Consider the following 18064-nt stretch of genomic DNA (forward strand, 5'->3'; position numbering starts at 1 on the left):
AATAGGGGAATAGGGGAATAGGCTAGCAAGGCCGAAACCTTGTTCAAGCGCTCTTTTCACTTATTCCCCTACTGCCTTACTCCCCTATTCCCTTAACGAATTCCGTTTCCGGAACCGGCGTGATCGCCTTGCCGGTATCAAACCATGAAATGAGATTGTCGATCACCAGATCCGCCATGGCCTGCCGGGTTTTATGCGATGCAGATGCGATATGCGGCAGCAAAACCGTGTTTGGCGCATCGAGCAGGCCTTGCGGCACAGAGGGTTCGTTCGCGAAGACGTCCAGACCCGCAGCGGCAATGGTGCCATTGTTCAGCGCCGCAGCCAGCGCATCCTCATCGACCAGTGAACCACGACCGACATTGATCAGCACGCCATCGGGACCGAGCGCTTGCAGCACTTCGGCATTCACCGCCTTGGCAGTTTCAGCACCGCCCGGAGCAACCAGAATAAGCGTGTCGACCGCCTTGGCCAGTTCAAGCAGGCTCGGGTAGTAATCATAGGCGACGCCTTCAGCCTTGCGGCGGTTGTGGTAGGAAACCGGCAGGCCGAAAGCCTCCACGCGATGGGCGACCGCCTTGCCAATACGGCCTAGGCCGAAAATGCCGACCTTGCGTCCGCGCAGCGACAGCTTCGACAGCGGATAACGGCCTTCCTTTTCCCAACGGACCGCACGCAGGAATTCCTGCGACTTCGACAATTCGCGCACCGTATCGATCAAAAGGCCAAGCGCCGTATCGGCCACTTCGTCGGTCAGCACGTCCGGCGTGTTCGTAACCATCACGTTGCGGGCAGCGGCATGTTTGGCGTCAACCGCATCATAACCAACGCCGAAATTGCCGATGATTTTCAGGTTTGGCAAAGCGTCGATCAGCGCTGCATCGACGGTGGACATGCTGGCAATGCCACGCACATCGTTCGCCCAGGCCGCATCGACCAGCGCCGCATCACCGCGCGGGATACGGCGGACGGAAAACTCGCCGGACAGGCGATCGACGGCATAATCGTTGAAATTTCCGAGCACCAGAACGGTTGCGTCGCGCTTGGTCATGACAATATTCCTCTGGGAAGCATTTCGCAGTTCACGGGGAGACCGGCGACCGGTCTGGGTGAACCGGACCCGGAGCGGGGGAAATCAGGGATGTTTGGGCTTGGACGTCGATTGCCGGATATGCAGTTCCGGCTTGATGAGTTCTTGCGTCGAGGCAACCTCGACACCGTTCAGCTGATCGAGCAGAGCGCGGGCGGCGCGACGGCCAACTTCGCGCTGACCGTTCCAGACGGTTGTAAGCGCGGGCGTGGCAATGGCCGCCTCTTCCAGATCGTCATAGCCGGTGACGGAAATATCGTCGCCCGGCACCAGTCCGGCGCGTGCAATGCCGTTCATCAGGCCGATTGCGGTCAGATCATTCCAGCAGACGGCGGCGGTCGGCTTGTCCTTCAAGGCGAGAAACTGTGGCGCGACTTCGAACCCGCCCTGCTTGGTACGTGGACCCGCAATGCGCCAGTCGTCGCGAATTTCCAGCCCGGCTTTGTCCATCGCCTGCACATAGCCGCGATAGCGGTCACGACCGGTCGAGGTCTGGTCGGTGCCGCCGATCATCGCAATGCGCTTGTGACCAAGTGAAATCAGGTGGTTGGTGGCAAGGCCGACGCCATAGGCATCGTCACCGCGAAACACTGGCGCATGAACGCCCTCGACACTGCGCGCGATGAACACGACCGGCAGGCCGTTATCCTCGGCGATCTGGATATCTTCCGGCGGCGTGCCGATAGCGGGCGACATGATCACGCCGTCAGCGCCAAGCTGCAAAAGCGTGTCCATGAAGGTGCGCTGCTTTTCCAGCTGGTCGTAGTGATTGGACAGAATGAAGGTCTGGCGAGACCGGTCGAGTTCCGATTCGATGGATTTCAGAATTTCCGCGAAAAACGGATTCATGATGTCATGCACCACGACACCGACAATCCCCGACCGCGATGTGCGCAGGCTCGCTGCCCGACGGTTATAGATATAACCGATGGCGCGGGCATGTTCCTTGATCTTCTCACGGGTCTGGTCGGCGACAAGCGGGCTGTCGCGCAGCGCAAGCGAAACGGTAGCTGTCGAGACACCCAGCGCATCAGCGATGGTCGAAAGCTTGATTTTCTGGGCCAAGTCGCCTCCCCCAACGGTCCATGCCACGAACGCCCATGGGTCTCATGTCACACGGGCGTCATCATTAAAACGGTTATGCCATTGCAATTATTGAATTGAAAGTTTTTTTGGCAGTAACCCGCAGCCGGATTTGCTTATTCGGCTTCGTCGTCGTCGATGGTATCGGTGGAGGGTTCTTCAACCACACGCGACAGACCGCGCAGCGCAAGATTACCTTCCATACGGCCGAGCATTTTGAGGAAAGTCTTGCGTTCCTTCTTGTCGAGCCCCTTCAGCATGTCCTTGTCGGTCTTGCGGATGGATTTCTCGATCGCCTTGATCGTCTCAAGCCCGGTCTGGGTGAGATAGATATGCGACTGGCGCTGATCGGTTTCTGACGCACGCTTGGCGACAAAGCCCTGCCCTTGCAGGCGCGCAATCGTCTTGGTGATGGTCGGCGGGCGCACACCGAGGCGCTGCGCAAGCACGCCGGGCGTCAGTCCGTCTTCGGCGGCCAGTTGCAGCATGACTGCATCCTGCCCGGCATAAAGTCCCTGCTCCAGAAGCCGTGTGGCCAGAACTGTTCTTGAAAGACGCGCGACGGATTGCAACCGGTAAAGTACAACCGCTTTATTGTCCTTGTTCATTGCCACCTCACCCTTTGTTGCGACTTCATTTTGTCGCTCGATCGACATTGCCCGAGATGTTTATAGCGTAAAATATTGTCCGACTTATGAAACAACAAGGTTAAAAACGTTCCGCTAAATCAAAAGCCAGTCTTGTCGCCGCTCGGCTTGCCCCTCCGGCTCCCCGGGTTTAGGTTCAGGGCCCGATTAATAAAGTGAGGAAAACATGACGGAACTGCGCGATCAGAACAGCGATATGATTGTCGTCCTGCCCCTTGGCGCACACGAACAGCATAGCCCTCACCTGCCATTCGAGACGGATACGATCATCGCGGAAGGTATTGTCGCGCGGGTCGGCGAGGCGATACCGGCTGGTCTGAACGTCAACTTCCTGCCGGTGCAACCTGTCGGCTATTCGATCGAGCATATGGATACCGAAGGCACCCAGAGCCTTGCCTTTTCCGAAGCGGTCAACCAGTGGATCGGCATCGGCGAAAACCTGCATGCGGGCGGTATCCGCAAGCTGGTCATGCTCAACGCCCATGGCGGCAACTCTCCTTTGATGACCATCGTTGCGACCGAATTGCGCGTCCGCCTTGGCATGCTCGCAGTCGCAACCAGCTGGACCCGCTTCGGCCTTCCCGAAGGCCTGATCACCCCGGAGGAGAAGGCGCTCGACATCCATGGCGGCTTTATCGAAACCTCGGTGATGCTCGCGCTGCGGCCCGACCTCGTGGATATGTCGAAAGCACGCAATTTCAGCAATGCGCAGTCCGGCTTTGCCGAAGAGTTCAAATATCTGCGCGCCTATGGCCCGCATGCGTTTGGCTGGAAAATGCACGACCTGAATGCCGACGGCGTTGCAGGCAATGCCGCTGCGGCGACGGCAGAAGCGGGCGAAAAGCTGATCGCCAATGCCGTGTCGGGCTTTGTCGATCTGCTGCGCGACGTCGACAGGTTCGATCTGGCGCGGTTCAAATCCTGAAGCGGGAAACCGGGCATTTCCGGTCAATCCGACCAGCGGTTCATCAATGGCGGGAATGTGATGCGGCAGATGTAATAATATAGCGTTGCATATGGTATTACTGTCGTCGTTCCCTTATATGAATTGTCCGATCTGAAGCCCCGCTATGCGCCTTTGTGCGCCGACCGATCCGGGGCCGTAACTTCAAGAGGCAAGACCATGAGCCAGGCTGAAGCCCAAACCACAGCAGAGGCGACCACTGAAGCTGGCCGCATTCCCGTTACCGTTCTGACCGGCTATCTGGGCTCGGGCAAGACCACCCTTCTCAACCGCATTCTGACCGAGAATCACGGCAAGCGTTATGCCGTCATCGTCAATGAATTCGGCGAGATCGGCATCGACAACGACCTGATCGTCGAGTCGGATGAAGAAATCTACGAAATGAACAATGGCTGCATCTGCTGCACCGTGCGTGGTGACCTGATCCGCGTGGTTGAAGGCCTGATGCGCCGCCCGGGCCGTTTCGACGCCATCGTCGTGGAAACCACCGGCCTTGCCGATCCGGTTCCGGTCGCACAGACCTTCTTCATGGATGACGATGTGCGCGCCAAGACCGGCCTCGACGCTGTTGTCGCGCTGGTCGACGCCAAGCATCTGCCGCTGCGCCTCAAGGACAGCCGCGAAGCCGAAGACCAGATTGCCTTTGCCGATGTGGTGCTGATCAACAAGACCGATCTGGTGACGCCGCAGGAACTGGCCACCATTGAAGCGACCGTGCGCGCCATCAATCCGCATGCCGTGATTCACCGCACCGAGCGCGCTTCGATCCCGCTTGAGCGCGTGCTCGACCGTGGCGCTTTCGACCTGAAGCGCGTGCTGGAAAACGACCCGCATTTCCTCGACCATGATCATCCGGATCATGTCTGCGGACCGGATTGCGACCACGATCATGGGCATGACCACCATCATCATGATCATCACGGGCACGATCACCATGCACATGATCACGACCACGATCATCACCACCATGACCACGATCATGTCTGCGGCCCGGACTGTGACCACGATCATCACCATCATGACCACGCCTCGCCGATCCATGATGTAACCGTGAAGTCCGTTTCGCTGCGGGCCGGTGACATCGATCCGGCGAAATTCTTCCCGTGGATTCAGAACATCACCCAGACCCAAGGGCCGAATATTCTGCGCCTCAAGGGCATCATCGCTTTCAAGGACGATCCGGACCGCTATGTGGTTCAGGGCGTTCACATGATCATCGAAGGCGATCACCAGCGCGCATGGAAGCCGGAAGAAAAGCGGGAAAGCCGCCTTGTCTTCATCGGACGCGAACTCGACCCGGCTGAATTGAAAGCCGGTTTCGAAAACTGCCAAGTTAAATAAGAAATACTGGACACTGATGCCTACAGTTGCCCCGCTTGACCTCGAAGGTCATTGCCTCCATGCACGCTTCATCGGCGGCGTTCCATTTTTTGCCATGGCCGATGGGACGATCCACCGGCTCGATAACGGCAACCAGAGTTCAACGGCCCATGACGGGCTGTTGAGCGCTGCGGTTTCCGTTGACGGCAAATCACTCATCACCGGCGGCGAAGACGGTCGCGTCTGCCGCACCGATGCCAGCGGCACGGTGACCGAACTTGCCAAAGTTCCGCGCAAGTGGATGACGGCGGTTGCTGCCGGTCCCGGCGGCACGGTCGGCTTTGCATCGGGCCGCTCGGCCTGGGTGCGCAGTTCTAATGGCAAAGTGCAGGAATTCCCGCAGGAACGCAGCGTTGAAGGCATTGCCTTTGCGCCAAAGGGCCAGCGGCTTGCGATTGCCCGTTACAACGGCGCAACGCTGATCTGGACTGGCACGGCAGCCAAGCCTGCCGAACTGGAATGGAAAGGCGCGCATATCGGCGTCATTTTCTCGCCCGATGGCCGCTTTCTCATCACCTCGATGCAGGAAAATGCCTTGCATGGCTGGCGTCTCGAAGACACCAAGCACATGCGCATGACCGGCTATCCGGCAAAGGTGAAGGACTGGTCGTGGAGCGTGAAGGCCAAGTGGCTTGCAACGTCCGGCGCGCCTGCGGCCATTGTCTGGCCTTTTGCAGGCAAGGACGGCCCGATGGGCAAGGCCCCGCTTGAGCTTGGCCTGCGCGGCGACAGCATGGTGACGGCGGTTGCCTGCCATCCCGTCGAGGACATCGTCGCCATCGGTTATAATGACGGCATGATCATGCTGGTTCGTTTTGCCGATCAGAAGGAAGTTCTGCTGCGCCGCCCCGGCAAGGGCGCGGTCTCCAGCATGGGCTGGGACGATCAGGGCCACCGCCTCGCCTTCGGTTCGGAAGCGGGGGATTGTGGCATCGTGGATATTACGAGCTGAGGTATCAGGGCAGTAGGACAATAAGGCAGTAGGGCAGTATGTTTTCAGAAAGCCAAAACATACTGCCCTATTCACCTACTGCCTTACTGCCTTGGACCCGTCAGGGTCTCTTCATCGAAACCGCAGGCGCGCCGTCCGGTCCAAGCGATGCGACCCACTGGCTGATTGCAGCGGCATCCTTGTCACCAAGCATGTGATCGGCATCAATCGTGCGCGCATCGACGCGTGCGCCGCTGGAGCGCAGAAGCGCGGAGAGCGCAGGCGCAAACGGCGAATAGAGCTTGTCTTCCTCACCGGTGATCGTCAGCACGCGCGTCTTGCTCAGATTGGCGACCGGCGCATTGTCCAGAACCGGCATCGAGCGCATCAGCACGGCGCGTTTCACCAGATCAGGATGCAGCATCATGGTTGCCGCCAGAAGATTGGCGCCGTTCGAATAGCCCACGAAGGTCGCATGGGTGAGGTCGAGATCCTTGTCATCGGCAAGGCGCGTCAGGAACGTCACGAAAGCATTGGCTTCGAGCTTGATATCCTTCTGGTCGAACTTGACCGGCGTGATGCGCTTGTACCAGCGCGTGCCGCCGTCCTGCATAACGCGACCGCGAATGCCGAGCAGCGTCGCGCGCGGCCAGATCTTGGACGCCAGCGGAATGAGGCTGGTCTCATTACCGCCCGAACCGTGCAGCAGGATAACCAGCTCGTTGGACGCCTTTTCCGGCGTATAGAAGCGGTGAATGAACTGCTTGCTGCGGGAAAAATTCTGTTCCGGCGTGATTTCCGTATCCATCTTCTTCTCGCGCATGGTGACGCCTTCACCGAGCTTCGGGGCGCCTTCTTCTTCTTTCATCGAAGCGGCAATGCCGCTCAGTGCCTTACCCTGACCTTTCGTGGAGACAGCCACAGGCTGCCCCTCAGCAAAAGCCGAGCCGGTCGATACCATAAGCGCAGCCGCCAAAGCGGCAATAAACATCTTCTTTACCATGATCTCAACATAGCCAACGAGACGTTAACGAAGGTTTGAAAGTGGCACTCGCAGAAAGCCCATAACGTGCCTGCCTTCGCGGCGAATGCAACTCCCTTAACAGCAGAGATTGAGCGAGAATATGGCAGAATAACGAAAAATTTCGACGTGTTACAATTCTGTTACAAGTTGGGAAAACCATCAACAATGCGTGAGCCACGAACTAGTGGTGAAAACACCATGTTTCTGACGCGTTCAGCGTCAAAATAGGGTATTATTCCAGGAGGATGGATAACGGACATGAGCAGTTTCAAACCCGGTCGTCTTTCGCATGCCCGTCTCACGCATGATGCGGTGACACCGAAAAACATCTATCTGCATCGCCGCCAGTTTATGGCAGGTCTCGGCGCGCTTGCCACAATAGGCACCGTCGGGGGCTTTGCATCCTCGGCATTTGCAGATCCGCTCAAGGCCGCCGCCTCTGCCTACAAGGTGGATGAAAAGCTGACGCCGAAGGAAGACGTCACCACCTACAATAATTTTTACGAGTTCGGCACCGACAAGAGCGACCCTTCCGCCAATTCCGCCGACTACAAGCCGCTGCCCTGGAAGCTGACCGTCGACGGGCTGGTGAAACAGCCGAAAGAATTCGACATGCGCGACCTGATCGCCAAAATGCCGCTTGAGGAACGCATCTACCGTATGCGCTGCGTCGAGGCATGGTCGATGGTGATCCCGTGGATCGGCTTTCCGCTTGCAAGCCTGCTGTCGCAGGTCGAGCCGCTCGGTTCCGCCAAATATATCGCCTTCACCGGTGTCGTGCGCCCGGAGGAGATGCCTGGGCAGAAGGGGCTGTTTCAGGTGCTGGACTGGCCCTATGTCGAAGGGCTGCGGCTGGACGAAGCCAGGCATCCGCTGACAATTCTGGCGGTCGGGCTTTATGGCGAGACGCTACCCAACGCCAATGGCGCGCCGATCCGCCTTGTTGTGCCGTGGAAATATGGTTTCAAGGGCATCAAGGCCATTACCCGCATCAGCTTTGTCGAGAAGCAGCCGCCCACGTCATGGCAGCAGCAGGCCGCCAATGAATACGGCTTCTATGCCAATGTTAATCCGGCGGTCGATCATCCGCGCTGGAGCCAGGCAAGCGAACGACGTATCGGCGAGGACAGTTTCTTCGCCTCAAGCCGCCGCCCGACCTTGCCCTTCAACGGCTATGCGGACGAAGTCGCATCGCTTTATGCCGGCATGGACCTGAAGGCGAATTATTGACATGACGGCTGAGAGGGCAGCGACAAGCGAAACGCGCATGAAAAAACCGGCGGGCCGCAAATCCGATGGCTGGAAGGTCTGGCTGCTCTATGCGGCCGGGTTCGTTCCGGCGATCTGGACCTTCTATCTCGGCGCGACCGGTGGTCTTGGCGCTGATCCGGTCAAGACATTCGAACATACGCTTGGTCTCTGGACGCTGCGCTTCCTGATCCTGACCCTGCTCGTGACGCCGATCCGCGATCTGACCGGCATCAGCCTGCTGCGCTATCGCCGGGCGCTCGGTCTTCTCGCCTTCTATTATGCGCTCATGCATTTCGCGACCTATATGGTGCTCGATCAGGCGCTGAATTTCCCGGTTATTCTCGCCGATATTCTACGCCGCCCCTTCATCACCATCGGCATGGTCAGCCTCGCTTTGCTGGTGCCACTGGCGCTGACGTCGAACAACTGGTCGATCCGGCGGCTCGGACGCCGCTGGACCAGCCTGCACAGACTGGTCTATGTCGCCATCGCAGGCGGCGCGATCCACTTCATCATGTCGGTCAAAAGCTGGCCTGCGGAGCCGATCATCTACGCCGCCATTGTCGCAGCGCTGCTTCTGTGGCGCGTGGTGCGTCCCTACAGGCGTAGCCGCAAGACCACCGCGCCGCGTCCGCGCGGAGAGGCCGTCGCTCTAAAGAAGTAACATCTTATAGAAGTGCTGGTTTTTAAAGATTCCAGTCTATTGAGATAAATTTCTCCAATTTCTGGATAGGCACTGACATAGTGCCGCAAATCATGTCAGTATCGCTGCAGATTCCGCAATTATTACCGCAACCGGCGAGCACTGAGGCACATGACGTCTATTTTAAAATCGGCGCCCGTTCGCATTGCAGTCAAGTTTATCTTCGTTGTTTTTGCTCTTATCTTTGCGATATGGGCAAGTTTTGCGATGTGGTATCAATTGCCATTCGGCAGCGCGGTCCGACAGGCGATCATTGCAGTATGGTTGCTCATCACGCTTTGGATCATTGCCGGGGAACGGCAATTCTCCTGCTGGCGCAAACGACTGTTCTTCTGCTTCCTCGCGCTCCTCATTCTCGGCTGGTGGACGACCATCCGCCCTTCCCTCGACCGCATGTGGGCGCCCGATGTTGCACGCATCGTCACCGGCAAGGTGGATGGCGACATGGTCACCTTGTTCAATGTCCGCGACTTCGAATGGCGCACGACCGAAGACTTTACCGAAAACTGGAAAGACGAAACCTACGACCTCAGCAAGATCACGTCGGTGGATATCTATCTGTCCTACTGGTCGAGCCCGGCCATCGCACACACGCTGCTTTCGTTCGGCTTTGCGGACGGACGCCATGTGGTCTTCTCCGGCGAGATCCGCCGCGAGCATCATGAAGTCTTCTCCTCCATTGGCGGCTTTTTTCGGGAATTCGAGCTGGCGATGATCGCCGCCGAGGAGCGCGACATCATTTATCTGCGCACCAATGTCCGCAAGGAAGACGTCTATCGCTATCAGGTCAGATTGCCGCCCGGACCGGCCAGACAATTGTTCCTGTCCTATGTCGAGCGTGGCAACCAGCTGGCCGCCAAGGCAGAGTTCTACAACACGCTGACCACCAACTGCACGACCATGATCTTCGACATGGCGCGCCTGCTCGATCCGACATTCCCGTTCGACTATCGTATTCTGCTGTCGGGCTATCTGCCCGGCTATCTTTACGACAACCACTGGATCGAGAATGGCGGCTCGCTGGAAGAAGTACGCCAGCGCGCATCCATCGATGCAAAAGCACAGGCAGGCGGACGCGACGGCTTTTCGCAACGCATCCGCGAATAAAAAGGCCCCGCAAAAGCGGGGCCCTTTTCATGCATTTGCGCTGGGATCAGATCGCAGCGGTGATGATGATCTCGACCTTGTAGTCCGGCGTTGCAAGCGCCGCTTCACCGGTTGCGCGGGCTGGCGTGTTGGCCGGATCGACCCAGGCGTCCCAGACAGCGTTCATTTCGGCGAAATCCTTCATGTCGGCCATCCAGATGATCGCCTGAAGGATCTTGGACTTGTCCGAACCGGCTTCCTTGAGCAGGCGATCCACTTCAGCCAGAACGGCCTTGGTCTGGTCGGTCACGCTGGCGCCCGGCAGACCCACCTGACCGGCGAGGTAAACAGTATTGCCGTGAACCACGGCCTGGCTCATGCGCGGACCAACTCCGATGCGACGGATGCTCATGGTGAACTCCTCTGAATGCTGCTGCGGAACGTGGTCCGCATTGGAAAAAATGTGCGCTCTCTTATGGAAGTCTATGCGCAGTTTGGCAATGGCATTGCCACGCGCAATCGCTTAATTTCGAAAACAGGAGGAACGACTATGGAGAAGCCACTTGCCGCCATCTACCGGGATTATATCGCCTGCCTGAACCGACAGGATTGGTATAATCTCGGGCGCTTTGTCCATCAGACGGTCTCGCATAATGACAGGCCTTTCGGACTGGCTGGCTATCGCGCCATGCTGGAGCAGGATTTCAAAGCGATCCCCGACCTCCAATTCAATATAGAACTGCTCGTCAGCGAACCGCCAACGATCGCCGCGCGTCTGGCTTTCGACTGCACGCCCGTTGGCACCTTGTTCGGCCTGCCGGTCAACGGCCGCAGAATCCGGTTTGCGGAAAACGTCTTTTACACCTTCGAGAATGGCCTTATAAAAGCAGTCTGGTCGATTATCGACAAAGCAGCCATCGAAGCGCAGCTTTGATCGCATCTGCGGATTGACTCTTGAGGCCCCTCCCCCTATAAGCCGCGTCACGTTCGCCCGCGCGGGTTAACGGATGGTTTGCGCTGTCCGCCGCAAGGGAAAAGAACCAGCTCCTGTTCATGAGAGCATGATCCCGGAAAAGGGAAACCGGCTTCGGGCCAGATCATGCTCAACTGAAAAACAGAATTAAGAAGGGCCGCACACCGCGGTATTAAAAAAATGAAGCGCACTTATCAGCCATCCAAGATCGTCCGCAAGCGTCGTCACGGTTTCCGTGCACGCATGGCTACCACCGGCGGCCGCAAGGTTCTCGCCGCTCGCCGTTCGCGCGGCCGTAAACGGCTTTCCGCTTAATCTTTTCCCGCGCAGCAGCGCGGTGATCAGAAACATGAAAAAGCCGAAACAAATACTCCGCCTTCGCAAGAGAGCGGAGTTTTTGGCTTTAAGGAACGGTGAAAAGCGGCGTGGTCCGCTGTTTCTTCTCGAAGTTCGCGAGCGGACGGAAGAGGAATCGGCAGTGGCCAAAATTGGCGACAAGCCCCGCGCCGGCTTCACCGTCACCAAGAAGAACGGCAACGCCGTGATACGAAATCGCATCCGCCGCAGGCTGAGAGAAGCGGTACGTTGTCACGCAGGACGTGACATGGCGCCTTCGACCGACTATGTGATCGTAGCGCGCGAGCAAGCTCTCACTGCGCCCTTTTCGCGACTGACCGAGGAACTCACCCGCCGTATTACGGCAAAGGGTGAGCGGAAGGGCGAAGGGAAACGCCGAACGGAAAGACCGGAATCAGGACCCGTCAATGGAAAATAAACGCAATTTCTTCATCACCATTGCCCTGTCCATCCTCATACTGACGCTGTGGCAAGTGTTTTATCTGGGTCCGAAAACGGTAGCCCAGCGGGAGCAGGCACGCATTGAGGAGCAACAGCGGCAGGCCCAGCAGGCAGCCCAGAGCAGCCAGGCTGGCAACAGCGCGGGCGATACGCCACAGGCGCCAGCTGCCTCAGGCACAATTCCCGGCCATGGTGATGTGGCAGCCGCAGGCGGCGCACTGACCCGCGAAGCCGCAATCGCCCAGACGCAGCGTGTTCAAATCGACACGCCTTCGCTGCGCGGTTCGATCAATCTGACCGGCGCGCGTCTTGATGACCTCTTCCTCAAAAACTATCACGAGACGGTCGACGACAATTCTCCGAATATCGAACTGCTCGCCCCTTCCGCGCTGAAGCAGGGCTATTTCGTTGAACTCGGCTTTACCGGTAATGACACGACCGGCCCGGTTCCGGGTCCGAACACCGTCTGGTCCGTGGAAGGCAACGACAAGCTGACCCAGACCACGCCGGTCACGCTGACCTATACCAACGAGAAGAACATCACCTTCAAGCGCGTCATCTCGGTTGACGACGCCTATATGTTCGCCGTTGACGACACGATCACCAACAATACCGGTGCGCCGATTTCGCTGGCCTCCTATGGCCGCGTGACCCGCTTCAACCAGCCGGAACATGCCAGCGCTACCTATGTTCTGCATGAAGGCCTGATCGGCGTCATGGGTCAGGACGGCCTGCAGGAAATCAAGTATTCCAAGGTCGAAGACGACAAGGACATCTCGTTCAAGGACGTCAATGGCGGCTGGCTCGGCATCACCGACAAGTACTGGGCCGCAACGCTCGTACCGCCGCAGGACGAAAAGTTCACCGGCCGCTTCTCGCACTTCACCAATGATCGCCCGCGCTACCAGACCGATTTCCTCGGTGCGCCGATGACCATTGAGGCTGGCCAGTCGCAGACGCTGAAGAACCACGTCTTTGCCGGTGCAAAGGTCGTTACCCAGATTCAGGCTTATGAAAAGCAGCTCGGCATCAAGCAGTTCGAACTGCTGATCGACTGGGGCTGGTTCTACTTCATCACCAAGCCGATGTTCTACCTCATCGACTGGATCTATAAGTTCTCCGGCAATTTCGGCGTCGCCATTCTGGTTGTCACCGTTCTGCTCAAGGGCCTGTTCTTCCCGCTCGCCAACAAGTCGTACAAGTCGATGGCGCGCATGAAGCTGGTTCAGCCGAAGATGACGGAAATCCGCGAAAAATACGCGGACGACAAGATGAAGCAGCAGCAGGCCATGATGCAGCTGTACAAGGAAGAGAAGATCAATCCGCTCGCAGGCTGCTGGCCGGTGCTGGTGCAGATTCCGGTGTTCTTTGCCCTGTATAAGGTTCTCTACGTCACCATCGAAATGCGCCACGCGCCGTTCTTTGGCTGGATTCAGGATCTTGCAGCGCCCGATCCAACCTCGCTCTTCAACCTGTTCGGCCTTCTGCCTTTCGCCGTGCCGCACTTCCTGATGATTGGCGTCTGGCCGCTCCTGATGGGCATCACCATGTTCCTGCAGATGCGCATGAACCCGACCCCGCCGGATCCGACGCAGGCTGCGATCTTCACCTGGATGCCGATCATCTTCACCTTCATGCTGGCTTCGTTCCCGGCTGGTCTGGTGATCTACTGGGCATGGAACAACCTGCTCTCGATCACCCAGCAGGGCATCATCATGAAGCGTCAGGGCGTCAAGATCGAGCTCTTCGATAACCTCAAGGGCATGTTCAAACGAAAGCCCAATGAGGCGAAGAAATAGAACTGAAAGAACCCCGCTTAGGCGGGGTTTTTTATGCCGTCATGTTGACAATGCGGCCCATACCATTGATGCGTGTGTTCTACAGAATAAAGCGACCAGGATAAAAACATTGAGCGAGCAGGATAAGAAGCAGGCGGCAATCAATGCGGCTCAGGCGGCGGCAGATGCGACCCGCGCGGCGCAGGCGGCACTGGTCGAGCAAGGCCGTGCGCTGTTCAAAAAGTCGTGGATCTTTATCCGCGGCGTGCCCTCGATGCAGTTCCTGCCACCGGAAGGCCCGGTGGAAATCGCCTTTGCCGGACGCTCCAATGTCGGCAAGTCATCGCTGATCAACGCTCTGGTCAACAAGAAGGGCCTTGCGCGCACCTCCAATACGCCGGGCCGCACGCAGGAACTGAACTATTTCGTACCGGACGGTTATTCCGGCGAAAACGGCGACCTGCCGCCGCTGGCCCTCGTGGACATGCCCGGCTATGGCTTTGCCGAAGCACCCAAGGCCCATGTCGATGCCTGGACGCGGCTTGTTTTCGACTATCTGCGCGGACGCACCACGCTGAAGCGCGTCTATGTGCTGATCGACGCCCGCCACGGCATCAAGAAGAACGACGCCGAAGTGCTCGACCTTCTCGACAAGGCAGCCGTGTCCTACCAGATCGTGCTGACCAAGATCGACAAGATCAAACCGGCGGGCGTGCCGCGCCTGATGGCGGATACGCACAAGCTCACCTTCCGCCGCGCAGCCTGCTTCCCCGGTATTATCGCCACCTCGTCGGAAAAAGGCCTCGGCCTCGACGATTTGCGCGCCGCTATTGCACTGGTGATCAAGGAGTCCTGATTTTCGCCTGACCTGTCCTTAAAGCCTGACTCAAAAAGCGACCTGTGTGTGCGAAAATGGTGATTTTCGAGTACCGGAGCGGAACGTACTCAAGGTACGTGAGCACCGGAATGAAGAAAATTGCCATTTGCAGCCGCACAGGGCGACTTTTGGAACAGGCTCTTAAAGAGGACAGGTTTCCGGCAGATCGTTCAGCCCCTGATTGCGGTGCTCGAACTGCACGTCGGTCTTTTCCCCGTCGCGGGTAATGCGCAGCACATAGATGCTGTCGAAATCGTCGCCTGACCATTTGGGCACGCTGTGCTTGTCGCCGCCATTCTCCTTGACGATGTCGCGCACCAGCTTGACGATCTGCTTGTGCTCCCAGCCAACCAGAACGGTCGCATTGCGATAGGCAGGTGCTTCCAGCGCTTCTTCCAGCTTGTCGATATCTTCGAAACCAAAACGCGTATCGACCGGCAGGCCGAGCGAAATCGCAGTCGGCTCAACCGTCGCTAGCGGACGCACATAGGCATAGGTCTCGCCCTTGTCGTCCTTCTCCTCGGACGGATTGGGCGCGAAAATCGCCGCGGGCTTGCCGAACTGTTTTGCGATGACCGCTGGCAGTTTCAGCGAACGGTTCAGGCCGCGACAGCTCAGCTGCCCCAATCCTGCTTCCGGCTTCTCGCCATGGCGGACAAAGATTACGGTTTGTGTGGAGGATGCCGCAGCAGCAGTGCTTTGAGCGGCATTGAGGGCAAAGAGCGAAACCAGAGCGGTCAAAATCAACCGACGCATTGAAACAACTTTCTTCATCATGCAGTGAAACTATAAAATCACGATTTACATAGAACATTGGCGTGAGGATGCGAAGCAGTGTCCAGCCAACTATTCGTGAAAAATAAGTCGCGAGACCGTTTTCGCGGATTCCATTTGAATCAAAACCGGTCTAGAAAAGCCTGCCTCTTCTGCCCTGTCGCCAGCCATGGAGCCCGCGATGACGACCCTTGAAAATTCCGAAAAGCAAGCGCAACTCCTCTCCGCCGCCCTGCCCTATATGCAGCGCTACGAGAACAAGCACGTCGTCGTGAAATATGGCGGCCACGCCATGGGCAATCCGGAGCTGGGCAAGGCTTTTGCCCGCGATATCGCGCTTTTGAAGCAGTCCGGCATCAACCCGATCGTCGTGCATGGCGGCGGACCGCAGATCCAGGCCATGCTGACCAAGCTCGGCATCGAATCCCGTTTTGAAGGCGGATTGCGCGTCACCGACGAAAAGACCGTCGAAGTGGTGGAAATGGTTCTGGCCGGTTCCATCAATAAGGAAATCGTCGCCCTCATCAATGCCGAAGGCGAATGGGCCATCGGCCTGTGCGGCAAGGACGGCAACATGGTCTTCGCGCAGAAGGCGCACAAAACCGTCATCGATCCCGATTCCAACATCGAGAAAGTGCTTGATCTCGGTTTCGTCGGCGAACCGGCGGAAGTGGACCGCACCCTGCTCGATCTTCTGGCGCGTTCCGAGATGATCCCGGTCATCGCACCGGTCGCTCCCGGCCGTGACGGCCACACCTACAACATCAATGCCGACACCTTTGCGGGCGCTATCGCAGGCGCGCTTGCCGCAACCCGCCTTCTGTTCCTGACCGATGTTCCGGGCGTGCTGGACAAGGACAAGAAGCTGATCAAGGAACTCTCCGTTGCCGATGCGCAGGCGCTCATCAAGGACGGCACGATTTCCGGCGGCATGATCCCCAAGGTCGAGACCTGCATCGAAGCAATCCGCCGTGGCGTGGAAGGCGTTGTCATTCTCAATGGCAAGACGCCGCATTCCGTCCTGCTGGAACTCTTCACCGAACATGGTGCCGGCACGCTGATCGTGCCATAAAGACCCATGACCAATAGTTCCAACGCTTCGGCCTTCACTCCAGCTTTTGAGCACGTCACCGACTGGGTGTTCGACCTCGACAACACGCTTTATCCCCACGCCGCCAATCTGTTTTCGCAGATCGACGTGAAGATGACGAGCTACGTCGAAAACCTGCTGCAATTGCCGCGTGAGGAAGCCCGGCGCATCCAGAAGCAGTTCTATCTCGACTATGGCACCACGCTGAAAGGCCTGATGGAATGCCATCAGATCGATCCGGACGACTTTCTGCAAAAGGTGCACGATATTGACTATAGCTGGCTGAAGCCCGATCCGGCGCTTGGCGAAGCGATCAAGTCACTGCCGGGCCGCCGCTTCATCTTCACCAATGGTGATCGCGGTCACGCCGAACGTGCGGCTCGTCAGCTCGGTATTCTGGATAATTTCGACGACATTTTCGACATCGTCGCTGCCGGGCTGATGCCAAAGCCGGAACGTGTCACCTATGACCGTTTTCTCGGCGCTTTCGGCGTCGATGCCAGCAAGGCGGTGATGTTCGAGGATCTGGCGCGCAACCTCGTCGTGCCCAAGGCGCTCGGCATGAAAACCGTTCTGGTGGTGCCGAATAATTTCGAGCCGACCTTCTCGGAAATCTGGGAAAGCGATCCGGAATTTACCGATCAGGTGGACTATGTGACGGATAATCTGACCCAGTTTCTGGAACAGATCATTGCAGGCAGATAGGCATTTTACTGGCCTCGAACAGTCTATCGATGCGGCGGCCCACCGTGTCCTCGACCGGCTGCCGCGGAACCGCCTGACTGACGGACTGATTGAATTTCTGGTTTTCGGCCTGAAACAGGCATGGGCCTGCCTGTTTGGCGGCGCCATGCTCGGCCTCATCATCCTCACCCGCTGGTTTTGGCCGGAAAGCGGTGTTGGCGGTGTTGCCAATGTCGTCACACGCTATGATTTTCTCTTCCTTTCCGCGCTGGCTATCCAGCTTGCCATGCTGGTCTTCAAGCTGGAGGCATGGGAAGAAGCCAAGGTCATTCTGATTTTCCATGTCGTCGGCACGGCCATGGAAGTGTTCAAGACCCATGCCGGTTCCTGGATCTATCCGGAAGAAAACTTCTTCCGCATCGGCGGCGTGCCGCTGTTTTCAGGCTTCATGTATGCGGCAGTCGGCTCCTATATGGCACGCATCAGCCGGATCTTCGATATCCGGCTGAACCATTATCCGCCGCTCTGGACAACGCTGGTGCTGGCAGCTGCGATCTACGTCAATTTCTTCGCCCATCATTTCATCTGGGACATTCGCTGGCCGCTGTTTGCACTGACATTCGCCTTGTTCTGGCGCACCAGCATGCATTATCGCGTGTTCCGCTTTCGGCACAAAATGCCCCTGCTCGTCGCCTTCCTGCTGACCTCGTTCTTCATCTGGTTTGCAGAAAATATCGGCACGTGGTCGAAGGCCTGGCTCTATCCCAACCAGCATAATGGCTGGGTGCCGGTTTCACTCGGCAAGCTCGGCTCATGGTATCTCCTGATGATCATTTCCGTTGTGCTGGTCACGCTGGTTCATCGTCCTCGCCCCTATGAGGGTGAGGAAGACGCCCAATCGCTTACTCCTGAAAAGGCAGAAGCATAAGCC

20 protein-coding genes are annotated in these 18064 nt (G+C 57.7%); 14 read left to right on the forward strand and 6 right to left on the reverse strand.

Features of this window, described 5'->3' with window-relative positions; translation table 11 throughout:
* Positions 1–76: 76 nt before the first annotated feature.
* From ACTJKP_RS20010 to ACTJKP_RS20020, 3 genes are all read right to left on the reverse strand, one after another.
* Complete coding sequence (locus ACTJKP_RS20010) at positions 77–1051, reverse strand: 2-hydroxyacid dehydrogenase (protein WP_440631907.1); 975 nt, start codon at positions 1049–1051, stop codon at positions 77–79.
* A gap of 84 nt (positions 1052–1135) precedes the next feature.
* Positions 1136–2155, reverse strand: coding sequence for a LacI family DNA-binding transcriptional regulator (locus tag ACTJKP_RS20015; RefSeq protein WP_078339941.1), 1020 nt, complete (start codon positions 2153–2155; stop codon positions 1136–1138).
* A gap of 134 nt (positions 2156–2289) precedes the next feature.
* Positions 2290–2781, reverse strand: a complete 492-nt coding sequence (locus tag ACTJKP_RS20020) for a MarR family winged helix-turn-helix transcriptional regulator (protein WP_440631908.1) — start codon at positions 2779–2781, stop codon at positions 2290–2292.
* A gap of 205 nt (positions 2782–2986) precedes the next feature.
* Between ACTJKP_RS20020 and ACTJKP_RS20025 the strand changes: the two genes are divergently transcribed.
* From ACTJKP_RS20025 to ACTJKP_RS20035, 3 genes are all read left to right on the forward strand, one after another.
* Positions 2987–3745 (forward strand): creatininase family protein, encoded by a 759-nt coding sequence (locus tag ACTJKP_RS20025; protein WP_440631909.1) that lies wholly within the window; start codon positions 2987–2989, stop codon positions 3743–3745.
* Between the two features lie 198 nt (positions 3746–3943).
* The gene (locus tag ACTJKP_RS20030) at positions 3944–5125 is read left to right on the forward strand and encodes a CobW family GTP-binding protein (RefSeq protein WP_182522201.1); all 1182 of its coding nucleotides are present in this window, start codon (positions 3944–3946) and stop codon (positions 5123–5125) included.
* A 16-nt stretch (positions 5126–5141) separates the two neighbouring features.
* Positions 5142–6116 (forward strand): WD40 repeat domain-containing protein, encoded by a 975-nt coding sequence (locus tag ACTJKP_RS20035; RefSeq protein ID WP_440631910.1) that lies wholly within the window; start codon positions 5142–5144, stop codon positions 6114–6116.
* Between the two features lie 100 nt (positions 6117–6216).
* Here the strand turns inward: ACTJKP_RS20035 and ACTJKP_RS20040 are convergent, their stop codons facing one another.
* Entirely contained in the window at positions 6217–7098 is an 882-nt protein-coding gene (locus tag ACTJKP_RS20040) for an alpha/beta hydrolase (protein ID WP_440631911.1), read from the reverse strand.
* 279 nt (positions 7099–7377) lie between these two features.
* On the opposite strand from ACTJKP_RS20040, the gene msrP reads away from it, so the two are divergent.
* From msrP to ACTJKP_RS20055, 3 genes are all read left to right on the forward strand, one after another.
* Complete coding sequence (gene msrP / locus ACTJKP_RS20045; RefSeq protein WP_078339936.1) at positions 7378–8349, forward strand: protein-methionine-sulfoxide reductase catalytic subunit MsrP; 972 nt, start codon at positions 7378–7380, stop codon at positions 8347–8349.
* A gap of 37 nt (positions 8350–8386) precedes the next feature.
* Entirely contained in the window at positions 8387–9034 is a 648-nt protein-coding gene (gene msrQ, locus ACTJKP_RS20050; protein ID WP_440631912.1) for a protein-methionine-sulfoxide reductase heme-binding subunit MsrQ, read from the forward strand.
* Between the two features lie 150 nt (positions 9035–9184).
* Entirely contained in the window at positions 9185–10180 is a 996-nt protein-coding gene (locus ACTJKP_RS20055; protein ID WP_440631913.1) for an Lnb N-terminal periplasmic domain-containing protein, read from the forward strand.
* 46 nt (positions 10181–10226) lie between these two features.
* On the opposite strand, the gene ACTJKP_RS20060 is transcribed toward ACTJKP_RS20055, so the two are convergent.
* On the reverse strand, positions 10227–10571 hold the full coding sequence (locus ACTJKP_RS20060; RefSeq protein ID WP_280994998.1) for a RidA family protein: 345 nt from the start codon (positions 10569–10571) through the stop codon (positions 10227–10229).
* A gap of 138 nt (positions 10572–10709) precedes the next feature.
* Between ACTJKP_RS20060 and ACTJKP_RS20065 the strand changes: the two genes are divergently transcribed.
* The 5 genes from ACTJKP_RS20065 to yihA all read left to right on the forward strand — a co-directional run bounded on the left by ACTJKP_RS20065 (position 10710) and on the right by yihA (position 14564).
* On the forward strand, positions 10710–11093 hold the full coding sequence (locus tag ACTJKP_RS20065) for an ester cyclase (RefSeq protein ID WP_440631914.1): 384 nt from the start codon (positions 10710–10712) through the stop codon (positions 11091–11093).
* Positions 11094–11312: 219 nt separating this feature from the next.
* Positions 11313–11447, forward strand: a complete 135-nt coding sequence (gene rpmH, locus ACTJKP_RS20070; protein ID WP_006467565.1) for a 50S ribosomal protein L34 — start codon at positions 11313–11315, stop codon at positions 11445–11447.
* A 34-nt stretch (positions 11448–11481) separates the two neighbouring features.
* On the forward strand, positions 11482–11907 hold the full coding sequence (gene rnpA, locus ACTJKP_RS20075) for a ribonuclease P protein component (RefSeq protein ID WP_138787203.1): 426 nt from the start codon (positions 11482–11484) through the stop codon (positions 11905–11907).
* On the forward strand, positions 11897–13729 hold the full coding sequence (yidC, locus tag ACTJKP_RS20080) for a membrane protein insertase YidC (RefSeq protein WP_440631915.1): 1833 nt from the start codon (positions 11897–11899) through the stop codon (positions 13727–13729). Before rnpA ends, yidC begins: the two co-directional genes overlap by 11 nt.
* Positions 13730–13838: 109 nt before the next feature.
* Positions 13839–14564 carry a ribosome biogenesis GTP-binding protein YihA/YsxC gene (gene yihA / locus ACTJKP_RS20085; RefSeq protein WP_078339930.1) on the forward strand — a complete coding sequence of 242 codons (726 nt, stop codon included), beginning with the start codon at positions 13839–13841 and terminating at the stop codon, positions 14562–14564.
* A 162-nt stretch (positions 14565–14726) separates the two neighbouring features.
* Here yihA and ACTJKP_RS20090 read toward each other — a convergent pair whose 3' ends face one another.
* Positions 14727–15341, reverse strand: coding sequence for a hypothetical protein (locus ACTJKP_RS20090; RefSeq protein WP_440631916.1), 615 nt, complete (start codon positions 15339–15341; stop codon positions 14727–14729).
* Between the two features lie 199 nt (positions 15342–15540).
* Here ACTJKP_RS20090 and argB point away from each other — a divergent pair, with 199 nt between their 5' ends.
* Genes argB through ACTJKP_RS20105 form a run of 3 tightly spaced genes read left to right on the forward strand, consistent with a single transcriptional unit; the run spans position 15541 to position 18061 of the window.
* On the forward strand, positions 15541–16431 hold the full coding sequence (gene argB / locus ACTJKP_RS20095) for an acetylglutamate kinase (protein WP_078339928.1): 891 nt from the start codon (positions 15541–15543) through the stop codon (positions 16429–16431).
* Between the two features lie 6 nt (positions 16432–16437).
* The gene (locus tag ACTJKP_RS20100; protein WP_078339927.1) at positions 16438–17154 is read left to right on the forward strand and encodes a pyrimidine 5'-nucleotidase; all 717 of its coding nucleotides are present in this window, start codon (positions 16438–16440) and stop codon (positions 17152–17154) included.
* On the forward strand, positions 17141–18061 hold the full coding sequence (locus ACTJKP_RS20105) for a DUF817 domain-containing protein (RefSeq protein WP_440631917.1): 921 nt from the start codon (positions 17141–17143) through the stop codon (positions 18059–18061). Before ACTJKP_RS20100 ends, ACTJKP_RS20105 begins: the two co-directional genes overlap by 14 nt.
* Positions 18062–18064 lie beyond the last annotated feature (3 nt).

Origin of the sequence: Brucella sp. 22210, assembly GCF_052045675.1 — a bacterium.
In the GTDB taxonomy this organism is placed as follows: domain Bacteria; phylum Pseudomonadota; class Alphaproteobacteria; order Rhizobiales; family Rhizobiaceae; genus Brucella.

What these genes read in the sequence shown, in the direction of transcription:
- ACTJKP_RS20100 (WP_078339927.1), top strand. Translation starts at nt 16,438, where the DNA reads ATGACCAATAGTTCCAACGCTTCGGCCTTCACTCCAGCTTTTGAGCAC.
- ACTJKP_RS20035 (WP_440631910.1), top strand. Translation starts at nt 5,142, where the DNA reads ATGCCTACAGTTGCCCCGCTTGACCTCGAAGGTCATTGCCTCCATGCA.
- ACTJKP_RS20010 (WP_440631907.1), bottom strand. Translation starts at nt 1,051, where the DNA reads ATGACCAAGCGCGACGCAACCGTTCTGGTGCTCGGAAATTTCAACGAT.
- ACTJKP_RS20055 (WP_440631913.1), top strand. Translation starts at nt 9,185, where the DNA reads ATGACGTCTATTTTAAAATCGGCGCCCGTTCGCATTGCAGTCAAGTTT.
- ACTJKP_RS20090 (WP_440631916.1), bottom strand. Translation starts at nt 15,341, where the DNA reads ATGCGTCGGTTGATTTTGACCGCTCTGGTTTCGCTCTTTGCCCTCAAT.
- rnpA (WP_138787203.1), top strand. Translation starts at nt 11,482, where the DNA reads ATGAAAAAGCCGAAACAAATACTCCGCCTTCGCAAGAGAGCGGAGTTT.
- argB (WP_078339928.1), top strand. Translation starts at nt 15,541, where the DNA reads ATGACGACCCTTGAAAATTCCGAAAAGCAAGCGCAACTCCTCTCCGCC.
- ACTJKP_RS20020 (WP_440631908.1), bottom strand. Translation starts at nt 2,781, where the DNA reads ATGAACAAGGACAATAAAGCGGTTGTACTTTACCGGTTGCAATCCGTC.
- msrP (WP_078339936.1), top strand. Translation starts at nt 7,378, where the DNA reads ATGAGCAGTTTCAAACCCGGTCGTCTTTCGCATGCCCGTCTCACGCAT.
- yidC (WP_440631915.1), top strand. Translation starts at nt 11,897, where the DNA reads ATGGAAAATAAACGCAATTTCTTCATCACCATTGCCCTGTCCATCCTC.
- ACTJKP_RS20060 (WP_280994998.1), bottom strand. Translation starts at nt 10,571, where the DNA reads ATGAGCATCCGTCGCATCGGAGTTGGTCCGCGCATGAGCCAGGCCGTG.
- ACTJKP_RS20040 (WP_440631911.1), bottom strand. Translation starts at nt 7,098, where the DNA reads ATGGTAAAGAAGATGTTTATTGCCGCTTTGGCGGCTGCGCTTATGGTA.
- msrQ (WP_440631912.1), top strand. Translation starts at nt 8,387, where the DNA reads ATGAAAAAACCGGCGGGCCGCAAATCCGATGGCTGGAAGGTCTGGCTG.
- rpmH (WP_006467565.1), top strand. Translation starts at nt 11,313, where the DNA reads ATGAAGCGCACTTATCAGCCATCCAAGATCGTCCGCAAGCGTCGTCAC.
- ACTJKP_RS20030 (WP_182522201.1), top strand. Translation starts at nt 3,944, where the DNA reads ATGAGCCAGGCTGAAGCCCAAACCACAGCAGAGGCGACCACTGAAGCT.
- ACTJKP_RS20025 (WP_440631909.1), top strand. Translation starts at nt 2,987, where the DNA reads ATGACGGAACTGCGCGATCAGAACAGCGATATGATTGTCGTCCTGCCC.
- ACTJKP_RS20065 (WP_440631914.1), top strand. Translation starts at nt 10,710, where the DNA reads ATGGAGAAGCCACTTGCCGCCATCTACCGGGATTATATCGCCTGCCTG.